Source organism: Pirellulales bacterium (assembly GCA_019636345.1).
GTDB lineage: Bacteria > Planctomycetota > Planctomycetia > Pirellulales > Lacipirellulaceae.
In genome coordinates this window covers 66,545-84,632 of sequence record JAHBXQ010000002.1, presented here as the reverse complement: position 1 = coordinate 84,632, position 18,088 = coordinate 66,545, and the positions used below count along the sequence as shown (strand labels likewise).

The following is an 18,088-nucleotide window of genomic DNA, read 5'->3' as shown; positions in this document are numbered from 1 at the left end:
GATTGTCAGCCCGCCAGGGGGAACGCCCAGGCAATCGCCGCCAGCGACGTCAGCGTCGCCGCCAGCGACAGCGGCAACCCGACCTTGAGATAGTCCCGCGGCGAGTACCCCCCGGGCCCCATCACCATCAGGTTCGTTTGGTATCCGATCGGCGTGGCGAAGCTCAAACTCGCGGCCATGGTGACCGCAACGATGTACGCCCGCGGGTCGTAGTGCCCCTCGTTGGCCACGTTGACGCCGATCGTGATCATGATGCTGGCCACGGCGACGTTCGAGATCGCCTCGGTCAGCAATTGCGTCAGCACGTAGACGACCGCCAACAGGACGAAGGGTCGCCAAGCGGGGGTGAACCCGGCGGTCGACGCGACGCGGACCAGTTGCCCGGCGATCCAGCGGGCGGCGCCGCTTTCGTCGAGCGCCTGCCCCAGCCCCAGCGCCGCGCCGATGATCAACAACACCTGCCAATCGACGGCGCCCCGCGCGGCCGACGTGGTGAAGCAGCGCGTGCCGATCATCGCCAGCACCACCGCGATCGCCGCAATCGGCTTCACGTCGGCTTGCATGACGTTCCCCCACGGCAAGGCCCCCGGCGCCACGCTGCTGATCACCAGCCAGACGATCAAGGCCAGAAACAACAGCATCGCCAACAGCGCCCGATCGTGCCGCCGCGCCGTCGGCGCCCCGACTCGGCTCACCAAATAGAAATCGCGACTATGCCGGTGGGCGTCGACGAATTCAGGGCGCGTCTGCAACAACAGCGTATCCCCGGGTTCCAGGCGGATGGCGCCGATTTTGTTGCTCAGCCGTTCGCCGTTGCGGTGCACCGCGACGATCGCGGCGTTGTATCGTTGGCGAAAGTCGGCCTCCTTCACCGTCTGACCGATCAGCGGCGAGGTGCGAGACAGGACCGCCTCGGTCAATTGGCGCTGCACCCGATCCGCCGGGCGATGTTCGAAGCTGTCGTCCGCCGCGGGAACCAACCCGGGAATTCGCTCGAGATCGGCGATCGTCGAGACCACCCCGGTGAATACGAGATGATCGCCCGCGTGGACGCGATCGCCCGGCGAAACGGGAGTGATCGTCTCGCCGCTGCGGTCGATCTCGACCAGAAACAGCCCCGGCAGCGCCCGCAACCCCGCGTCCTGCACGCTCTTTCCGATCAGCGGACAGGAGGGAAGCACCGTCATGTCGACCAAGTAGTCGCGGCGATGTTCGTCGAACCGCTCGATCAAGTCGTCGCGCTCCGGCAGCAATCGGGGCGCGATCAGCAGCACATAGGCCGTCCCGATCAGCGCCACCGGCACGCCGACCTGCGTGACGTCGAACAACGACAACTCGCGAATCCGCTCCGGCTGGACGTTGGCGTAGCGCCCAGGATCGAGATCGACCAACTTGGCGTTGACCACCAGGGTCGTGCTCGTGCCGATCAGCGTGCACACCCCGCCCAAGATGGTCAGGTAACTCAAGGGCAACATGAGCCGCGACGGCGACACGCCTCGTCGCCGGCACCAGTCGACGACCACCGGGCCCATCATCGCCGCCAAGGGCGTGTTGAGCACAAAGGCCGACACGGGGGGGATCGTCAGCGCCAACCGCGTCAGGGCGCCCCGCTCGTTCGTGGCGCGACCGAGGAGTCGATTGCCCACCCAATCGAGGGCCCCCGTATTCCGCAATCCCGCCGACACGGCGAACAACGCGCCGATGAGGATCACGGCGCTGGAAGAAAACCCCGACAAGGCCTGTTTGGGAGTGATGACGCCGGTCAGGGTCACCACGACCAATCCGGAGAGGAACAACGCCTCGATCGGCGCCCGCCGTCGAAGTTGCATCGCCAGGAACACCCCGACGGTCGTCGCCAGGGCGATCACCCCCTCGGCGGAGAGCGAGATCAGCCCCAACGGCGCTTCGATCGTACCTGTGATGGTGAAGAGCACGGCGATCCCGGCGGCCGTCGGTGAGGGGGAAGCGTTGAGGATGATCCCCCGCCCCCGAACCCGCAAGTGCCCCGCCCCCGACTGTGGAAAGACTCCCCAGTCTCAGCCGGCCGGTCCGCGCGTCGCTGACCAGGGGCGTCCGTCGGCGCCTTCCCGCTTGCAACGGTCATCCGGGTCGCCCGGCCCGACGGCCCGACCGAGGCAGGGAGCGGCGCCCGTCCGGTCGGTTTCGCCCCGCGCCGCCCGGCAATCTGGCACTTTATTCTGGCTTGGGGGGGCGGATCAGCTTAAACTGGGAGAGGCCGGCGGTTTACGACAATTCACCGCCCGCTGAACAGGCATTCTCTGCGCGTGCCCGCGACTGCCGCTACCGGAACACGGCAGTTTGCGCACCGCTCGTTTTCCCACCGGATCGTTGCCATGTTGCTCCGTCGCTTCTCGATCGCTTGTCGCGTGAGTTGCGCCGCCCTCGTCGCGGTCGCGTCGTTGGAAGTCGCTCCGACCCTGGCGGCCGAGTCCGCCCGCCTCGTCCCCTTCCAACAAGGCGACGAGGCGTTCTACGCCCTGAGTCTGTCGGCCGACCTGCCGGCGACGGCCCACGAGCCGGCCGACGTCGTCGTGTTGTTCGACACCTCGGCCAGCCAGCAAGGCGCGTATCGCGAAACCGCGGTCGCCGCCCTCGAGTCGCTCGTCGGACAGCTTCGCAGCGGCGATCGGATTCGCGTTCTCGCCGTCGATCTGGAAGCGAAGCCGCTGGGCGAGGATTTCGTTCCCGCCTCGACCGAGACGGCCATAAGCGCCGCCGCGGCGATCCTGGCCCGCGAACCGCTCGGCTCGACCGACATGGTCGGTGCGCTCGACGCCGCCGCCAAGGCCTTTGAGAAATCCTCCGCCAAGCGCCGCGCGGTCGTCTACATCGGCGACGGCGTGAGCATGGCGAACCTGCTCGACGCCCCCACGCTGCGGCCCGTGGTCGAGCGGCTTCGAGCCGCTCAAATCCCGGTGAACAGCTACGCCATCGGCCCGCAGGTCGACGTTCCGCTCTTGGCGGTGCTCGCCAATCAAACGGGAGGCAATCTGTACGTCGCCGAACCGATGGTGTGGCAGGACGACGAAGCGGGAATCACCGACGCTCGCGCCCGGGACGAGAATCTCCGCAATGCCCAAATTGCGGGGCGCTCGCTGGCCGAATGGACTCGCGCCATGGTCGTCTGGCCGAAGTCGCAAAAGTTGCCCGCCGCGTTGGGTCGGACCTATCCCGCCGCCGTGCTCCCCTTGCGAAGCGATCGCGATACGATCGTCCTCGGCGAGACTGAGGATCAACTCGCAGGCAAGCTCGCGATCGAGGTGGTCGACGCCGCCGGCGTCCAGCACGTCTGGACAGTGACCCCCGAGGACTCGCACGCCGATCGGGCGTTCCTTGCCACGATCGTCGCGGAGGCACGCGGCGACGACGGGTTGTCGCTGCCGACCGTCGGGACCGCCGGACTCGCGGAAACGGCCCGCGTCATTGGCGCCAAAGTCGATCAACTCACGATGCTCGCCGAGCAGGCGGCCGCATCGGGCGACCGCAAGACCGCGGGCCGCATCATCAAAGCCGTGCTGCAGGCCGACCCGGGCAACATTCAGGCCCGCACGGTCCAGGCGATCGTCGAATCGGACGATCCGTTCGGGGCGCCGGTCGACTCGGGCGCCCCGGTTCCCGGCACGGTGCTCGAGGACGGCAGCGTCGTCGTCGAGTCCGCCGCCGAGCCGGCAACCGGAGACCAAGGCATCATCCTCGTCAATCCGCCGGCGGCCGAAGGCGTTGGCCCTGGCATCGCCGTCCCAAGCGGGCCCCGGGCCAGCTTGCTCGACGATCCCTCGCTGCTCAGCAACGTCCCGCAGGGGGGCGCCTTCCTGGACGAGGTGGAACAAGAGCGGCGCGTCTTCGCCCAGATGCTGCAAAAGGAGATCGAAAACGTCGTCATCGACGCCCGGCGCCGGATGCGGACCGAGCCGGCGCTGGTGATCCAGGATCTCAAGCTGCAACTCGACAACGTCAACAAGACGGCCAACATTGATCCGGCTCGCCGCGCCGAGTTGGTCGACAAGCTGCAAATCGCCATGAAAGAGGCTCGCCGCCAGTCGTCGCTTCTGGATGAACTGAACCGGCAAAAGCAGCAGGAACTGGCGGCGGCCCGCGAACGGCGGGTGCTCGACGATCGTCTCGCTCGCCGCATCGAGCGCGAGAAGCAGCTTATGGACCGTTTCAACGCGCTGATGGACGAACGCAAGTACGTCGAGGCCGAAGAAGTCGCCGCGATCGTCGAAGAAATCGACCCCGACGGCGTCACCGCTCGGATGGCGACGTTGTGGTCGCGTCACAAACGGCACCACTACCTGCAGCAAGTCGCCCGCTCGGCCCGGCACGCCGCGGCGTTCGACGCGATGTACCAGATCGAACTGTCCCACATCCCGTTCCCGGACAACCCGCCGATCATCTACCCCGAAGCGCAGATTTGGGAAGAGCTGAGCAATCGCCGCAAGAAGCGCTACGCCGCGGTGGACCTGAAAAGCCAGGGAGAGGCCGAGTCGCGGATCTACGATGCACTGCGCAAACCGCTGATCCAACCTCTGCAGTACATCGAAACGCCGCTCAACCAGATCACCGCCGCGATCTCGGACGACTACGAGATCCCGATCGTGTTCGATCGCACGGCCCTCGATGCGCTGGCCATCAGCCCCGAGGTGGAAATTTCCGTCGATTATTCGAACATCTCGCTCCGCTCGGCGCTCGAACTGATGCTCAAGGAGGTCGAGGACCTGACCTACATCATCGACAACGAAGTGCTGCTGATCACGTCTGAAGATGAAGCCGGGCAGCGGCTGCAGGTCAAAGTCTACCCGGTCGCCGACCTCGTGTTGCCGATTGAGCAGCTCGGCGGCGGCATGATGGGCGGCGGCATGATGGGCGGCGGCATGGGCGGCGGCATGGGCGGCGGCATGGGCGGCGGTATGGGGGGCGGAATGGGCGGCGGCATGGGAGGCATGGGTGGCGGCATGGGAGGCGGCGGCATGGGCGGCGGCGGCGGATTCTTCGCCGTGCCCGACGACGTCCAAATCCAACCTGCAACAGCTGCTCCCAAAACCCCGGACTCGGAAGCTGTTGCCGAGACGACTGGCAAAACCACCGTGCTCGCCAAGGGGATCGTCCTCGACGAATCGCTCGCCCCGGCCGAATTCTGGCAGCAGCAGTTCAGTTCCCAGCGGCTCGACCCGACCGCGGTCCGCCGTGCCGCCAAAACTCTCATGAGCAAAAATCGGTTCGACCAGGCGATCGCCCTGGTCCAGGCCGCGCTCCGCAACGGGCAACCTCAACCGTGGATGTACGAAACGCTGGGCATTGCCATGGAACTCGACGGGCGCCCGCAAATCGAGGTCGAGCGGGCCGTGATGTCGGCTTGCGACTTCAGCACCTCGCCCGATGAATTGATGCTGATCGCAGCGTACCTGTCCCACATCGGGCTCGATCAACGGGCGGTTGACGTGTACCGGCAGGTCGTCAAGGCGGCTCCGCTGAACTTCGAGGCGTACGCCTGCGGGTTGGCCGCGGCGCAACGGGCCGAGAATCCCGAGGGCATCCGCTGGGCTACTTTGGGCATTTTGCGCCAGGCGTGGCCGAGGGAGCAGGAAGCGGTCCAAACCGCGGCGGTACGAGCCGCCAAAGCCCTGGTCGACCAATACCGCGAGTCGGGCGACAACGAGACCCTCGCCGCCTATCAGCAGGAATTGGACGCGGCCCTCATCCGCGACTGCGTCGTCCGCGTCTCGTGGTCGGGCGAGGCCGACGTCGACCTGCTAGTCGAGGACCCCACCGGCGCCGTCTGCTCGCTGCAGCAGCAACGCACCGCCGGCGGCGGGGTTTGCCTGGGAGACTCCTACGCCAACTATGAACAGCCAAGCCCCGACGGCTTCAGCGAAACGTACGTCTGTTCGCAGGGCTTTGCCGGCGAGTACAAGGTGCGAGTTCGCAAAGTTTGGGGCGAGTTGGTCGCCGACAAGGTGGCCGTCGACGTCTATCTGAATTACCGCAGTCAAAACGAAAAGCACGAACGGCAGTTCATCCCCGTGGGGGACGACGACTCGGTCGTGCTGTTCACGCTGGAACAAGGTCGCCGGATCGAGCCCCTGGCGAATCAACAATTGGCTCAAGCCGTGTCGCGGCAAGAAGCCGTCGGCCGGGCCCTGCTCAGTCAGCAGTTGGGATCGCTCTCCGATCCGACCGTCGGCGGCAACAACAGCGGGTCGAATCTCGGACTCGGCCTGCGACGTCAGTTGGGACTGGCCCTTGGCGGGGCCGTCGGCTTCATGCCGATCATCCAGACGCTGCCCGACGGCACGACCATGCAGGCGCAAGCCGTGGTCTCGGCCGATCGCCGCTATGTTCGCATCACTGCGGCCCCCAACTTCTCGGGCATCGGCAACGTGACGACCTTCACGTTTTCCGGCGCCAGCCAGCAGGTTGGCGGCGGTGGCGCCGGCGGCGGCGCTGGCGGCATCGGCGGCGGGGGCGGGGGCGGCCTCGGCGGGGGGGGCGGCGGCCTCGGCGGATTCTAAGCTACGGCTCTGCCGGGCCCAATCGATTAGTTCCAAAGCGAGCGTTCTACATGAACGCTCGCTTTTTATGCGCCGAGTCGAGTTCCCGGCTTGGACACGGTTCATGCTGGGGGACAAGCACGTTTCAGGATTGCCTCTTGCGCGGGCGAATATGTGCATCGGTCCGCGCGCAAATCCCCACGTCCTTTCCCAGTTAGGCCCGGACGGCCGACCGCTGCAGCGCAACCAACTCGACGATGCCCCGTTTGGCAAGCGACAACATCGCCTGCAACTGTTCGTCGTCGAAGGTCGCCTCCTCGCCGGTCCCTTGGACCTCGACGAATCGCCCTGCGCCGGTCATGACGACGTTCATGTCCACTTCGGCGGCGAAGTCCTGCTCGTAGTCGAGATCCAACGCTGGCCGCCCTCCCACGACGCCGACGCTGACCGCGGCGACGCTGTCGCGAAGCGGAAGCTCTCCATCGGCGAAGGACTCGACCGCGGCGAGCGCCCGGGCGAGCGCCACGTACCCGCCGGTGATCGACGCCGTGCGGGTTCCGCCGTCCGCCTCAAGCACGTCGCAATCGATCGTGACTGTCCGCTCCCCCAGGGCGTCCAAGTCGATGATCGCCCGCAGGCTGCGGCCGATCAGCCGCTGGATTTCCGTCGTTCGGCCGTCGACCTTTCCGCTCCGTTCGCGAGGTTTGCGCGGGGCGGTGCTGCCCGGGAGCATGTTGTACTCGGCCGTGACCCAGCCGCGTCCCTGCCCTTTCATCCAGGGGGGAACCTCCTCGGCGACGCTCGCGGTGCACAGCACCGTGGTCCGGCCGGCGCCGACGATCACCCGCCCGAGCGCGGCGCCGTACGGAGCGGGTTCAATCGACCAACGGCGAAGGGCGTCGGCAGGGCGGTGGTCGTTCGGCATGCGCGGGACTTTCAACAGGGTAATACGGAAATCGCCGCAAGCGGCAGCCAGAGGGCTGACTGCCCCCGCTCGTCGGCGGGAGTCGCCCCTGGCTTCAGGACTGCGCCCCCAACAGCCACACGAGCACGCCCTTTTGCACATGCATGCGATTGGCCGCCTGCTCGACGACGATGCTGTAGGGACTGTCCATCACTTCGTCGGTCACTTCCTCGCCCCGACGGGCCGGCAAACAGTGCATGAACCGGGCCGCGCTCCCCGCGGCCTTCATCAACTCGCCGTTGACCTGGTAAGCGGCGAAGTCGGCCTTGCGTTGCGTCTGCTCGGCTTCCTGACCCATGCTCGCCCAGACGTCGGTGTACACGGCCGAGGCCCCGGCGACCGCTTCGCGGGGGTCGTGCGTCGCCAAGATCTTGGCGTCGGGCGCCGCGGCGCGGCACTCAGCGAGGAACTTTTCGTCGAACTCGTACCCAGGGGGAGTCGCCGCGGCGAACGACACTCCCAACAGCGCACAGGCCATGGCCAGGCTCCGCGACACGTTGTTCGCATCGCCGACCCACGCGATCTTCGCACCCTCCAGCGTGCCGAATTGCTCGCGGACCGTGAACACGTCGGCCAGCGCCTGGCAAGGGTGCGAACGGTCGGTCAAGCCGTTGATGACCGCGCAGGCAGCGTGCTTGGCGACCCCCTCGACGGTGGCGTGAGCCTTGGCCCGAACGACGATCACGTCGACCATCTCGCTCAACACGCGCGTGAAGTCGGCGATCGTTTCGCGCTTGCCGAACCCTGCATCGTCGCCGAGCATCAGGCTCGCCCCGCCGAGGTGGGTCATCCCCGCTTCGAAGCTGACCCGGGTCCGCAGCGACGGTTTTTCGAACAGCAATGCCATCACCCGCCCCGGCAACAACGGCTCGCGGACTCCTTCGCGATACTTCTGCTTCAGATCCGCGCTGATCGCGAAGATCCGCTGGATTTCCTTGGAGGTCAGATTGTCGACGGACAACAGATGTCGCATGGCGGGACTCTGAAAAACGGGGCAGACGATTCGCCACGGAGGACACGTGCGGAAAGCAGAAACGGGAAGTGCACGCGAAGACCCGCACTCGTTCCCAATCGCTCTCTCGGCTGTGCGTCTTCGGCGACCTCCGCGGTGACAGGAATGCGATTGAGTATTATGGCGTGTAGCTGCGCAGCGCGTCTGCGAGAATCGCGCACCCTTCGCGAACCTGATCGTCGGACAGCGTCATCGCCGGCAGCAGGCGGACGACCGTCCCCTGGGTCGCGTTGATCAGCAAGCGGCGTTCCAGGCACCGCTGGACGATCGGCGTGGCGTCGACGGCCAGTTCCAGTCCGATCATCAGGCCGATCTGCCGCAACTCGACCACGACCGGCAATTCGTCGACCAACGGGGCCAACTCGCGGCGGAACAGTTCGCCCAACTCGACGGTCCGTTTGAGAAGGCCTTCCTGCTCGATGGTTTCGATCGTGGCGATCCCCGCCCGAGCGGCCAGCGGGTTTCCGCCGAACGTCGCGGCGTGCATCCCGGGGCGCAAACTGGGGGCGAGCTCCTTCTTGCACAGCATCGCCGCCCCCGCGACGCCGCCGCAGAGGCTCTTGGCGAGCGTCATCACGTCGGGCGTGACGCCGAAGTGCTGGTAGGCGAACCAACGTCCCGTGCGGCCGCAGCCGGCTTGGACTTCATCGAAGACCAGCACCAACTCGCGCTCGTCGGCGATTGCGCGCAGCCCTTCGAGGAACCCGGGGGGAGCGATGCGGATGCCCCCTTCCCCCTGGATCGGCTCGACCAGGATCGCGCACGTTTCGTCGTCGACTTTCGCCCGCACCGCGTCGAGATCGCCGAAGGGGCAATACATGAACCCGGGCGCCAGCGGGCCGATCCCCTCGTGGTATTTCGGCTGGGCCGTGGCGCTGGTGGCGCCGTAGGTTCGACCGTGAAAGCCCCCCTCGAAGGTGACGATCTTGTACTTGTGCTTGGGGGTGTGGAGTCGGGCGAGCTTGATGGCCGCTTCGTTCGCCTCGGCCCCTGAGTTGCAGAAGAACGCCTTGCCGCCGAACGAGCGTTCGCTGAGCAGCTTGGCCCACCGCCCCTGGGCTTCCATGTGCCAACTGTTGGGGACGTGGATCAGCTCGGCGACCTGCTCCTGCACGGCCGCGACGACTGCCGGCGGACAGTGCCCCAACAGATTGCAGCCCCAGCCGGGAAAGAAGTCGAGATACTGGTTCCCCTGATCGTCCCAGACGAGCGAGTTCTCCCCCCGCACGAGCGAGATCTCGTACCGGCGGTAGTTGGGGATCACGTACTCCTCGAACAATGCGGCGGTTTCAGGCGACATGCTGGCGGCGGCGACGGACACACGACACTCCAGGTCGGAAAGGGACTGACGCAGCGGCGACAAGGACGCAGAGCGCGACGCTCCGCGTTCATCCTGCGTCTTTGCGTAAGCGTATTGAAATCAGGAACGGTTGTTGGGAAGACGCCAGGTCGTTCACGCAGGTTCGGCCACCAGTTCGGTGCCGACGCCGCGATTGGTGTAGATTTCCAACAGCAGCGAGTGGCGCAGGCGGCCGTCGATGATGTGGATCTTTCGTACCCCGCGGCTGAGCGTTTCCAGGCACGCTTCGACCTTGGGGATCATGCCGCTTTCGATGCTGCCGTCGGCGATCAGGGCGCGGGCTTCGCCGGCGGTAAGCGAATGAATGAGCGACTCCGGGTCGTCCTTGTCGCGGCGCACGCCGTTCACGTCGCTCAAGAAGACCAGCTTTTCGGCCCCGACCGCCTGGGCGACGGCCGTCGCAGCGGTGTCGGCGTTGACGTTGAGCCGCTCGCCCGAGTCGGTCTCGCACATCGAGGGGATCACCGGCACTTGGCCGGCGAAGGTGAGGTTGTCGAGCACCTCGCGATTGACCCGCGTCACGGTCCCCACGGCGCCGAGGTCGACGGACGCACCGTCGGGGCCGGAGAGCGTCAGCCGCTCGCCGAACAGGACATTGTTGTTCGCGGGGCCGGCGAAGTTAAGCGGCATCGCCCGCCCGCCGAACTCCTCGATCCGCGCGGCGATCGATTCATTGATCTCGCCGGCGAGCACCCTCTCGACGATCGCAAGGGTCGCCTCGTCGGTGTAGCGACGGCCCTGGATGAACCGGGCTTCGATCTTCGCCTCGGCCATCGCGCGGGTGATCGCCGCCCCGCCGCCGTGGACGATGATCGGCCGCATGCCGACGGTCTCCATGAACACGATGTCCACCAGCAGGTTGGCCAGGGCTTCGGGCTCCTCCATGACCGAACCGCCGAGCTTGATGACGGTCACCTTGTCGCGGAACTCGCGAATCCAGCCCATCGCCTCGATGAGCACGGCAGCCTTTTCAATCGCGTCTTGCAAGGGTGCGAACCTCCGCGAGGGGCGGGACCGGGGCGGCGCGGCGGCGAGAACGGCAGGCACGGCGACGACCAAGGGGAAACGAAGCGGAATCAATCGAATCCCGTAGTTTACGGCCCGTGCAATCGGGGGGAAAGGAGTGCCCGGGCGGGGTCTGGGCCGATCCGTTGTTCCAACGGACGAGCGGCACGGCCTCGACGGTCCGCCGTCGTGGCCATGACTTCCCGACACGTCCCATGCCCACGCGGACGAGGGCATGGCGCCCCGGGGAAGACTGATCGGGCCGGACACTGACGGCTTAGCGGTAGAATCCCCGCCCCGCATCTGGCAAGATAACTCGCCGCGAATCTGCCTTTCCCCCTCTCCGCCGCACTACTTTTCTCCCGCTATGCCCTCCCTCCCCGTCATGGCCGTCGTCCTCGCCGCCGGGAAGGGGACGCGGATGAAATCGGACCTTCCGAAGGTGCTTGTCCCGGCCCGCGGCCGGCCGATGGTTCGCTACGTGATCGACGCCCTCCGGGCGGCGGGGGTCGGGCGGATCGTCGTCGTCGTCGGCTACCGAGCCGAGTTGGTTCGGCAGGAATTGGCCGACGTGCCGGGGATCGAGTTCGCCGACCAAACCGAGCAGCTCGGCACGGGGCACGCCGTGATGACGTGTCGCCGGCAACTTGCCGAGCACGCCGGCCCGGTGGTGATCGTCACTGGGGACTCGCCCCTGCTCCAGGCGACGTCGGTGGAGAAGCTGCTCGACGAGATGGACCGTCGCAGCGCCGCCTGCGTGCTGGGGACGATCGAAAAGGACGACCCCGCGGGGTTTGGCCGCATCGTCCGCGACGCGGCGGGCCGGTTCACTGCGATCGTCGAGGAAAAGGACGCGACCGACTCGCAGCGGGCGATCCGCGAGATCAACGCCAGCACGTACGTCTTCGACGCCGCGGCGCTCCTTGGCGCCCTCGACCAACTGACGGCCGACAACGCCCAGGCCGAGTACTACGTGACCGATTGCCCCGCGATCCTGCTGGCCGAGGGCCGCACGGTGCTGGCGTTGCCGGCCTTGGCGCCGTGCGAAGCGTTGAGCGTCAATCGCGGGGAAGATTTGCCGGCGGTGGAGGCGGCGCTCGCCGAGTTGGGTTATGCTGCGGGAAGCGCCGACTGATTCGTCGTGCGGCCTAAGGAATTGGCCGACTGGTGCGGCGCCCGCCGCGAACAATATTGCCCGACAACTGGCCTCGGACCTCTCGCCCCTCGTCATGACTGACCTGAAGCTCTTCAGCGGCAACGCCAACAAAGTCCTCAGCCGGCAAATCGCCGACTATTTGGGCGTGCCGCTCGGGCAGGTTTCGCTCGGACAGTTCCCCGACGGCGAGATCTCCTGCAAAATCAACGAGGATATCCGCGGCCGGGACGTGTACCTGCTGCAGCCGACCTGTCCGCCGGTCAACGACAATCTGATGCAACTGCTCGTGCTGATCGACAGTTGCAAGCGGGCGAGCGCCGAGCGGGTGACCGCCGTGCTCCCCTACTTCGGCTACGCCCGGCAGGATCGCAAAGACGAAGGGCGGGTTCCGATCACCGCCAAGCTGGTCGCCAATCTGATCACCCGCGCCGGCGCCGACCGGGTGCTGACGATGGACCTGCACGCAGCCCAGATCCAGGGGTTCTTCGACGTGCCGGTCGATCATCTCTACGCGGCCCCAGTGCTCAATCAGCACTTCATCGGGATGAATATCGCGCAGGAGGACATGGTGATCGTCAGCCCCGACGAGGGGAGCATCAAACGGGCCCTGGGGCACGCCAAGCGGCTCGGGGGGACGATGGCGATCATCGACAAACGCCGGGTCAGCCCCGAGCGGACCGTTCAGGCGAACATCTTGGGGGGCGACGTGAAAGGAAAGATCGCCCTGATGTTCGACGACATGATCAGCACGGCTGGCTCGATCCGCGGCGCCGCGCAAGTGCTGCACGACCACGGGGTCCGGGAGATCCACGTGGGGGTCACTCACGCCGTGCTGTGCGGCAACGCGATGGACAACCTACGCTCGGCGAACCTGTCGAGCCTGATCTGTACGGACTCGATCCCGCTCAACGAGGATCAAATTCTGCCCCAAACGAAGATCTTGAGCGTGGCCCCCCTGCTGGGCGAGGCGATCAAGCGGATCCACCGCAACGAATCGGTCAGCGGCCTCTTCCGCTAACAGGGCTTGGCTTGGCGGACCCGCCTTCCTGCCGGACGCTTGCGGCCTAGCCCCCCACTTCCCGCAATCCCCCGCGTTTACCGAACCGGCCCCCCTGAGGCCGACCTTCGGGAATTCCGCGGCCCCGGGGTTGAAAAGCAGCGGGAATCGGGCAAAATCAGGGATTCTCCCCTTCGAGCAGGGCGAGAGCTGGGGTCCGACCGCCGGCACTCGCTCGAATTGCGCTCGCACCGAACACGTCCGCTTCTGCGACCGAACATGACCGAAATTCTGCACGTTGAAAATCGCACCACCACGGGCAAGCGGCGGAACCGCCGGATGCGCGACGCCGGCCAGCTTCCCGCGATCCTGTACGGCCACCGCGAAGAACCGGTGAGCCTCACGCTGAAGGTCGAGGAAATGGCCGCCGCGTTGCGGCATGGCGTTCACCTAGTGGAGCTCGCCGGCGCCGCCAGCGGGCAGGCCTTGCTGCAAGACGTTCAGTGGGACGTGTTCCAGCAACACGTCCTGCACGTCGACCTGCTGCGGGTCGACGCCAGCGAGCGGATCACCGTCGAGGTGCCGATTCACACCCGTGGCGAATCGCCGGGCGTGCTTAACGGCGGCCTGCTCGAGCATCACCTCCACTCAATCGAAATCGAAACGTCCCCCGTGGCGATCCCCGACGTCCTGCACGTCAACATCAACCACCTGGGCATCGGTCAAGAACTGCGCGTCTCGGACATCATCGACATGCCCGCCGGCGCCGTGCCGCAGTGCGAGCCGACCAGCATCGTGGTCGCCTGCGTCATGCCGGGCGCCGAGGTCGAAGCGGAACCGGCCGTCGCCGGCGCCGTGGAGCCCGAGGTCATCGGCAAGGCCGAGAAGGAGGCCGCGGAGGAGTAGTCCCTCGCCGACTTGCCCTGGATCGCCGACCGAGCGGCGGTGCGATCCGGTCGCCCTGTCACGGGAGTTTCGCGTCCCATGAAACTCATCGTCGGCCTGGGCAATCCCGGCAAGAAGTACGACGGGACGCGACACAACGTCGGGTTTGAGGTGCTCGACCGCTTGGCGGCCGAGTCGCTGGCCGACCCGCCGCAAAACAGATTCGACGGCGCCGTCCGGCAATGTCGAATCGGGAGCGAGTCGGTCCTGCTGCTCGCCCCGCACACGTACATGAATCTGAGCGGCGGCAGCGTCCTGGCGGCCGTCGACTTTTACAAACTGGCTCCGGCGGACTTGCTGGTCGTTTGCGACGACTTCAACCTGCCGGTCGGATCCCTTCGGCTTCGCCCCCGCGGAACCGAGGGGGGGCAACGCGGATTGGCCGACGTCATTCGCCGGCTGGGCACGAACGAGTTCGCCCGGCTGCGGATCGGCATCGGCCCGGTCCCCGAGCGGTGGAACCCGGCCGATTTCGTGCTGGGCAAGTTCACCGCCGACGAACGCCCCGAGATGGATTTACAGGTCGCCCGCGCGGTCGACGCAGCCAAGTGCTGGGCGACCGCCGGCGTGGACGAGGCCATGTGCCGCTTCAACGGCGCCGGTCCCTGACTCGCTCAGGCGCGGCTCGATGATGCGAGCAAGACGCCGCGAGCAAATCGACGATAAGAAGTCACGAGTGCACGAGAAACACACGCGGTTGCGATCCCTGCGGACGATGGCGACCCACCACCCCGGCCTGACGGTTGCGCAGCCGTCGGCCCCCGATTACGGAGCACGTTGCTTTGGCTGAGAATATTGGCGTTTACGAAGGGATGTTCATCCTCGACTCGAACCGCTTCGCCCGCGAGCGTGACAAGCTCGCCAAGGAGGTCGAAGGGCTGATCGAGGCGATCGGCGGCGACATCGAAGTCAGCCGGCTGTGGGAAGAGCGTCGGCTGGCCTATCCGATCAACGGACAGCGCAAGGGCGCCTACTGGCTGATCTACTTCCGGGCCCCGACCGGGAAGATCACCGAACTGACGCGGGCCTGCGAGATCAACGACTCGATCCTTCGGCAGTTGTTCGTCCGGTTGCCCCACCAGTTGGTCGAGCCGATCCTGGCCCACGCCAAGGGCGAGCCGCTGTCCGAAGCTCCGGTCGAGGAAGGCGAACCCGTCGGGGCCGGCGCCTAGCTCCCCCCCGAGAAGCCGGCCCTGTCGCTGCAGCGGCTCAAGAAACGCTTGCAGCCCGGCGGCGAGCCTGCTAACCTAGGGGCACTGCGGTACATCCGTTCACTACCGCCGCCCGATCCGAATTGCGGAGCCCAACGCCATGGCCAGCTTCAACCGCGTCATTCTCGTCGGCAATCTGACCCGTGATCCCGAGCTGCGGTACATCTCCAGCGGGACCGCCGTGTCGGAGATTTCGCTGGCGGTCAACGAACGGGTCAAGCGGAACGAGCAGTGGGTCAACGAAGTCCACTACATCGATGTCACCCTCTGGGGGCGGACCGCCGAGGTGGCCAACGAATACTTGAGCAAGGGCTCGCCGGTGCTGATCGAAGGCCGGCTCAAGCAGGACCGCTGGGAGAAAGACGGGCAGAAATTCAGTAAACTGCGCGTCACCGGCGACAAGATGGAGATGCTTAGCGGCCGCGAAGGCGGCGGGGGAGGAGGCCGCGGCGCCGGTACCAGCGCCCGGTCGAGCCAACCGCGAGCCGAGGCGTACGACTCCGGCCCGGACGACGATTACGGCCAGCACGCCCCTGCCGGCCCCCCGGACGACGAAATTCCGTTCTAAAATCCACGACAAATCGCTGACGCGCGTCGCTCGCGCGGCCCCCGGGGCTGCTCGTTCTGACGATCAACCGATTCATTCACCCACGTTCGCCCCGCGGGGCCCTGTTGCCATGAAGACCAAGACTCGCCCCGATCACAAGCGTCTCCCCGTCGGGTCCCACGGCGGCGTCGAACTGCTGCTCATCCACTCGGTCGAGGATCTCGGCAAGCAGGGCGAGGTCGTCGAGGTGCGCCGCGGTTACGCCCTCAACTATCTGCTGCCGCAAGGGTTGGCGACGATCGCCACGGACCACCACAAGCGGATGGTCGAGAAGCACCGCGCCAAGCTGCAGGAGATCGAGAAATCCCGCCAAGCCGGCCTCCGCAAGGAAGCCGCCGAGATCGCCAAGCAGAGCGTCACGATCGAAGCGAACGCCACCGAGGACGGTCACCTGTACGGCAGCGTCGGCGCCAACGACATCGTCGCCGCGTTGCGGAAGAACGACGTCCACCTGCACGCCGACCAGATTCGCCTGGAAGGCCCGCTCAAGGAATTGGGCCTCTACACGGTCAAGTTCCGCCTCTCCAGCGAGGTCGAGGGCGAGCTCAAAGTCTGGGTCGTCCCGCAAGTCGGCGCCAACTGACGCATCCCGGCAGTGATGCCGGGGAAGGGGCGGCTGGGTGCGTCGCGCAACCCGGCCCTGGCGCCGGTCGTAACAGGTTTTCCCGAGTCGGAATCTCGATTTCGCCGCTGCCAGAGGGCGTATTCCGAGCGATTCTCTCTCGGCCGGTTGCGTCCCCTCCTCGATCCGCCACAATCCACGCAATCGCCGCGCTCGTCGACGACGGGCGCGGCGATTTGTTTTCCACCGCCAGCGCGAAGGAGCGAGCGACATGGCCGAGCGAAACGGAGGACGCGGCGGACAAACGACCGGCGGAGACGAGCCGTCGATCCATCGGCAATTGCCCCACGCGCTCGAGTCGGAACGGGCCGTGCTGGGGAGCATTCTGCTCCTGCCCGAGGTGTTCGACGAAGTCGCGCTCGTGATGCACGCGCACGACTTTTACGACGACGCCAATCGGACGATCTTCGAGCACCTGCTCGAAATGCACAACGGCGGCGAGCAAATCGACCTCATGCTGCTGGTCGAGCGACTCCGCAAGGCGGGGGTCTACGAGGCGATCGGCGGCGCCGCCTACCTGGCCGAGCTCGGCAAGCAGGTTCCCACCGCGGCTCACGCCGAGTACTACGCCAAGATCGTCGCCGACAAGTCGATCCTCCGCTCGCTGATCCTGGCGGGGACCGACATCGCCAACGATGCGTACAACTCGACGGCCGAAACCCGCGACGTGCTCGCCAAGGCCGAGGAGCGCGTGTTCGGCATCCTCGACCAGCGCGGCGGGGGGCAGCTGGCGACCATCAGCGACGTGCTGCAGGAATCGCTCGACCGGATCGCGGCCCGGATGGACCAGCAACACGCCTTCGGCGGCCTGGAGACCGGCTTCGACGATTACGACCAGATGACCGGCGGGCTGCAGAAATCGGAACTGATCATCCTGGCGGCCCGGCCAAGCATGGGCAAGACGGCGCTGGCGATGAACATGGCCGAGCACGTCGTGCTGCAGCTCCGCCAGCCGGTGCTGTTCGTCAGTTTGGAAATGGCTGCGATCGAGTTGGGGGACCGGCTGTTGTGCAGCGTGGCGGGGGTCAACGGCCACCGGCTTCGCAACGGCACGATCACCCAGGAGGAACGCCGCAAGCTGGTCGAAGCGGCGGGCGAGTTGAGCCAGGCGCCGCTCCACATCGACGACTCTCCCAGCCGAACGATGACGGAAATCGCCGCCCAGGCCCGGCGGCTCAAGAAACGCGAGGGGCTGTCGCTGATCGTGATCGACTACCTGCAGCTTATCGAACCGGACAACGCCCGCGATCCGCGGCAGGAGCAAGTGTCGAAGATCGCTCGGCGGCTCAAGGGACTGGCCCGCGAGCTCGACGTGCCTGTGCTCTGCCTCGCGCAGCTCAACCGGCAGGTGGAAGCGTCGCGCGACAACAAACCGCAGCTCAGCCACCTGCGCGAATCGGGCGCCATCGAGCAGGACGCCGACGTCGTGATGTTCGTCCACCGTGAGGAGTACTACCAGTCGAACGAGGAAGATCGCGAGCGGGTCCGCGGCGAGGCCGATCTCTTGGTCCGCAAGCAGCGCAACGGCCCCACGGGCGACGTGAAGCTGACGTGGATTCACGAACTGACTCGCTTCCGCAACTTCTCGCACAAACCGTACGCCGAGTTCGTCGGCGACAGCGGCGGCTTCAACTGACTTGTCGCCACCCTCGCGCCGGCCTCCCCGGCGCCGGCGGCTGAACGGCGCCAGCATCCGG

The 18,088-nt window shown here is 66.5% G+C and carries 14 protein-coding genes; 9 read left to right on the top strand and 5 right to left on the bottom strand.

The annotated features are described in order from the left end of the window. Positions 1-5 precede the first annotated feature (5 nt). The gene (locus KF688_04190) at positions 6-1,934 is read right to left on the bottom strand and encodes an SLC13 family permease (GenBank protein ID MBX3424859.1); all 1,929 of its coding nucleotides are present in this window, start codon (positions 1,932-1,934) and stop codon (positions 6-8) included. 420 nt (positions 1,935-2,354) lie between these two features. On the opposite strand from KF688_04190, the gene KF688_04185 reads away from it, so the two are divergent. Further along, on the top strand, positions 2,355-6,533 hold the full coding sequence (locus tag KF688_04185; GenBank protein MBX3424858.1) for a VWA domain-containing protein: 4,179 nt from the start codon (positions 2,355-2,357) through the stop codon (positions 6,531-6,533). A gap of 193 nt (positions 6,534-6,726) precedes the next feature. Here KF688_04185 and rph read toward each other — a convergent pair whose 3' ends face one another. The 4 genes from rph to argB form a co-directional block, all read right to left on the bottom strand. Next, entirely contained in the window at positions 6,727-7,437 is a 711-nt protein-coding gene (gene rph / locus KF688_04180) for a ribonuclease PH (protein MBX3424857.1), read from the bottom strand. Between the two features lie 94 nt (positions 7,438-7,531). Then, the gene (gene argF, locus KF688_04175; protein ID MBX3424856.1) at positions 7,532-8,449 is read right to left on the bottom strand and encodes an ornithine carbamoyltransferase; all 918 of its coding nucleotides are present in this window, start codon (positions 8,447-8,449) and stop codon (positions 7,532-7,534) included. Positions 8,450-8,606: 157 nt separating this feature from the next. Beyond that, entirely contained in the window at positions 8,607-9,788 is a 1,182-nt protein-coding gene (locus KF688_04170; GenBank protein ID MBX3424855.1) for an aspartate aminotransferase family protein, read from the bottom strand. Between the two features lie 153 nt (positions 9,789-9,941). After that, on the bottom strand, positions 9,942-10,835 hold the full coding sequence (gene argB, locus KF688_04165; protein ID MBX3424854.1) for an acetylglutamate kinase: 894 nt from the start codon (positions 10,833-10,835) through the stop codon (positions 9,942-9,944). A gap of 385 nt (positions 10,836-11,220) precedes the next feature. Here argB and KF688_04160 point away from each other — a divergent pair, with 385 nt between their 5' ends. The 8 genes from KF688_04160 (at position 11,221) to dnaB (ending at position 18,027) form a co-directional block, all read left to right on the top strand. Continuing rightward, the gene (locus tag KF688_04160) at positions 11,221-11,988 is read left to right on the top strand and encodes an NTP transferase domain-containing protein (GenBank protein MBX3424853.1); all 768 of its coding nucleotides are present in this window, start codon (positions 11,221-11,223) and stop codon (positions 11,986-11,988) included. A 94-nt stretch (positions 11,989-12,082) separates the two neighbouring features. Beyond that, positions 12,083-13,027, top strand: a complete 945-nt coding sequence (locus KF688_04155; protein MBX3424852.1) for a ribose-phosphate pyrophosphokinase — start codon at positions 12,083-12,085, stop codon at positions 13,025-13,027. A gap of 258 nt (positions 13,028-13,285) precedes the next feature. Further along, entirely contained in the window at positions 13,286-13,912 is a 627-nt protein-coding gene (locus KF688_04150) for a 50S ribosomal protein L25 (GenBank protein MBX3424851.1), read from the top strand. 78 nt (positions 13,913-13,990) lie between these two features. Continuing rightward, entirely contained in the window at positions 13,991-14,560 is a 570-nt protein-coding gene (gene pth, locus KF688_04145) for an aminoacyl-tRNA hydrolase (protein ID MBX3424850.1), read from the top strand. Positions 14,561-14,733: 173 nt separating this feature from the next. Beyond that, positions 14,734-15,123, top strand: a complete 390-nt coding sequence (rpsF, locus tag KF688_04140; protein MBX3424849.1) for a 30S ribosomal protein S6 — start codon at positions 14,734-14,736, stop codon at positions 15,121-15,123. A 139-nt stretch (positions 15,124-15,262) separates the two neighbouring features. Then, positions 15,263-15,730: a single-stranded DNA-binding protein gene (locus KF688_04135; GenBank protein MBX3424848.1), complete on the top strand. Its 468-nt coding sequence runs from the start codon at positions 15,263-15,265 to the stop codon at positions 15,728-15,730. Between the two features lie 109 nt (positions 15,731-15,839). Next, entirely contained in the window at positions 15,840-16,352 is a 513-nt protein-coding gene (gene rplI, locus KF688_04130; GenBank protein ID MBX3424847.1) for a 50S ribosomal protein L9, read from the top strand. Between the two features lie 250 nt (positions 16,353-16,602). Continuing rightward, positions 16,603-18,027 carry a replicative DNA helicase gene (dnaB, locus tag KF688_04125; protein MBX3424846.1) on the top strand — a complete coding sequence of 475 codons (1,425 nt, stop codon included), beginning with the start codon at positions 16,603-16,605 and terminating at the stop codon, positions 18,025-18,027. Positions 18,028-18,088 lie beyond the last annotated feature (61 nt).

Bases quoted from the DNA above. Each gene is read 5' to 3' on its own strand.
- KF688_04185 (MBX3424858.1), top strand. From the start codon at position 2,355: ATGTTGCTCCGTCGCTTCTCGATCGCTTGTCGCGTGAGTTGCGCCGCC.
- rph (MBX3424857.1), bottom strand. From the start codon at position 7,437: ATGCCGAACGACCACCGCCCTGCCGACGCCCTTCGCCGTTGGTCGATT.
- argF (MBX3424856.1), bottom strand. From the start codon at position 8,449: ATGCGACATCTGTTGTCCGTCGACAATCTGACCTCCAAGGAAATCCAG.
- KF688_04170 (MBX3424855.1), bottom strand. From the start codon at position 9,788: ATGTCGCCTGAAACCGCCGCATTGTTCGAGGAGTACGTGATCCCCAAC.
- KF688_04160 (MBX3424853.1), top strand. From the start codon at position 11,221: ATGCCCTCCCTCCCCGTCATGGCCGTCGTCCTCGCCGCCGGGAAGGGG.
- KF688_04155 (MBX3424852.1), top strand. From the start codon at position 12,083: ATGACTGACCTGAAGCTCTTCAGCGGCAACGCCAACAAAGTCCTCAGC.
- KF688_04150 (MBX3424851.1), top strand. From the start codon at position 13,286: ATGACCGAAATTCTGCACGTTGAAAATCGCACCACCACGGGCAAGCGG.
- pth (MBX3424850.1), top strand. From the start codon at position 13,991: ATGAAACTCATCGTCGGCCTGGGCAATCCCGGCAAGAAGTACGACGGG.
- KF688_04135 (MBX3424848.1), top strand. From the start codon at position 15,263: ATGGCCAGCTTCAACCGCGTCATTCTCGTCGGCAATCTGACCCGTGAT.
- rplI (MBX3424847.1), top strand. From the start codon at position 15,840: ATGAAGACCAAGACTCGCCCCGATCACAAGCGTCTCCCCGTCGGGTCC.
- dnaB (MBX3424846.1), top strand. From the start codon at position 16,603: ATGGCCGAGCGAAACGGAGGACGCGGCGGACAAACGACCGGCGGAGAC.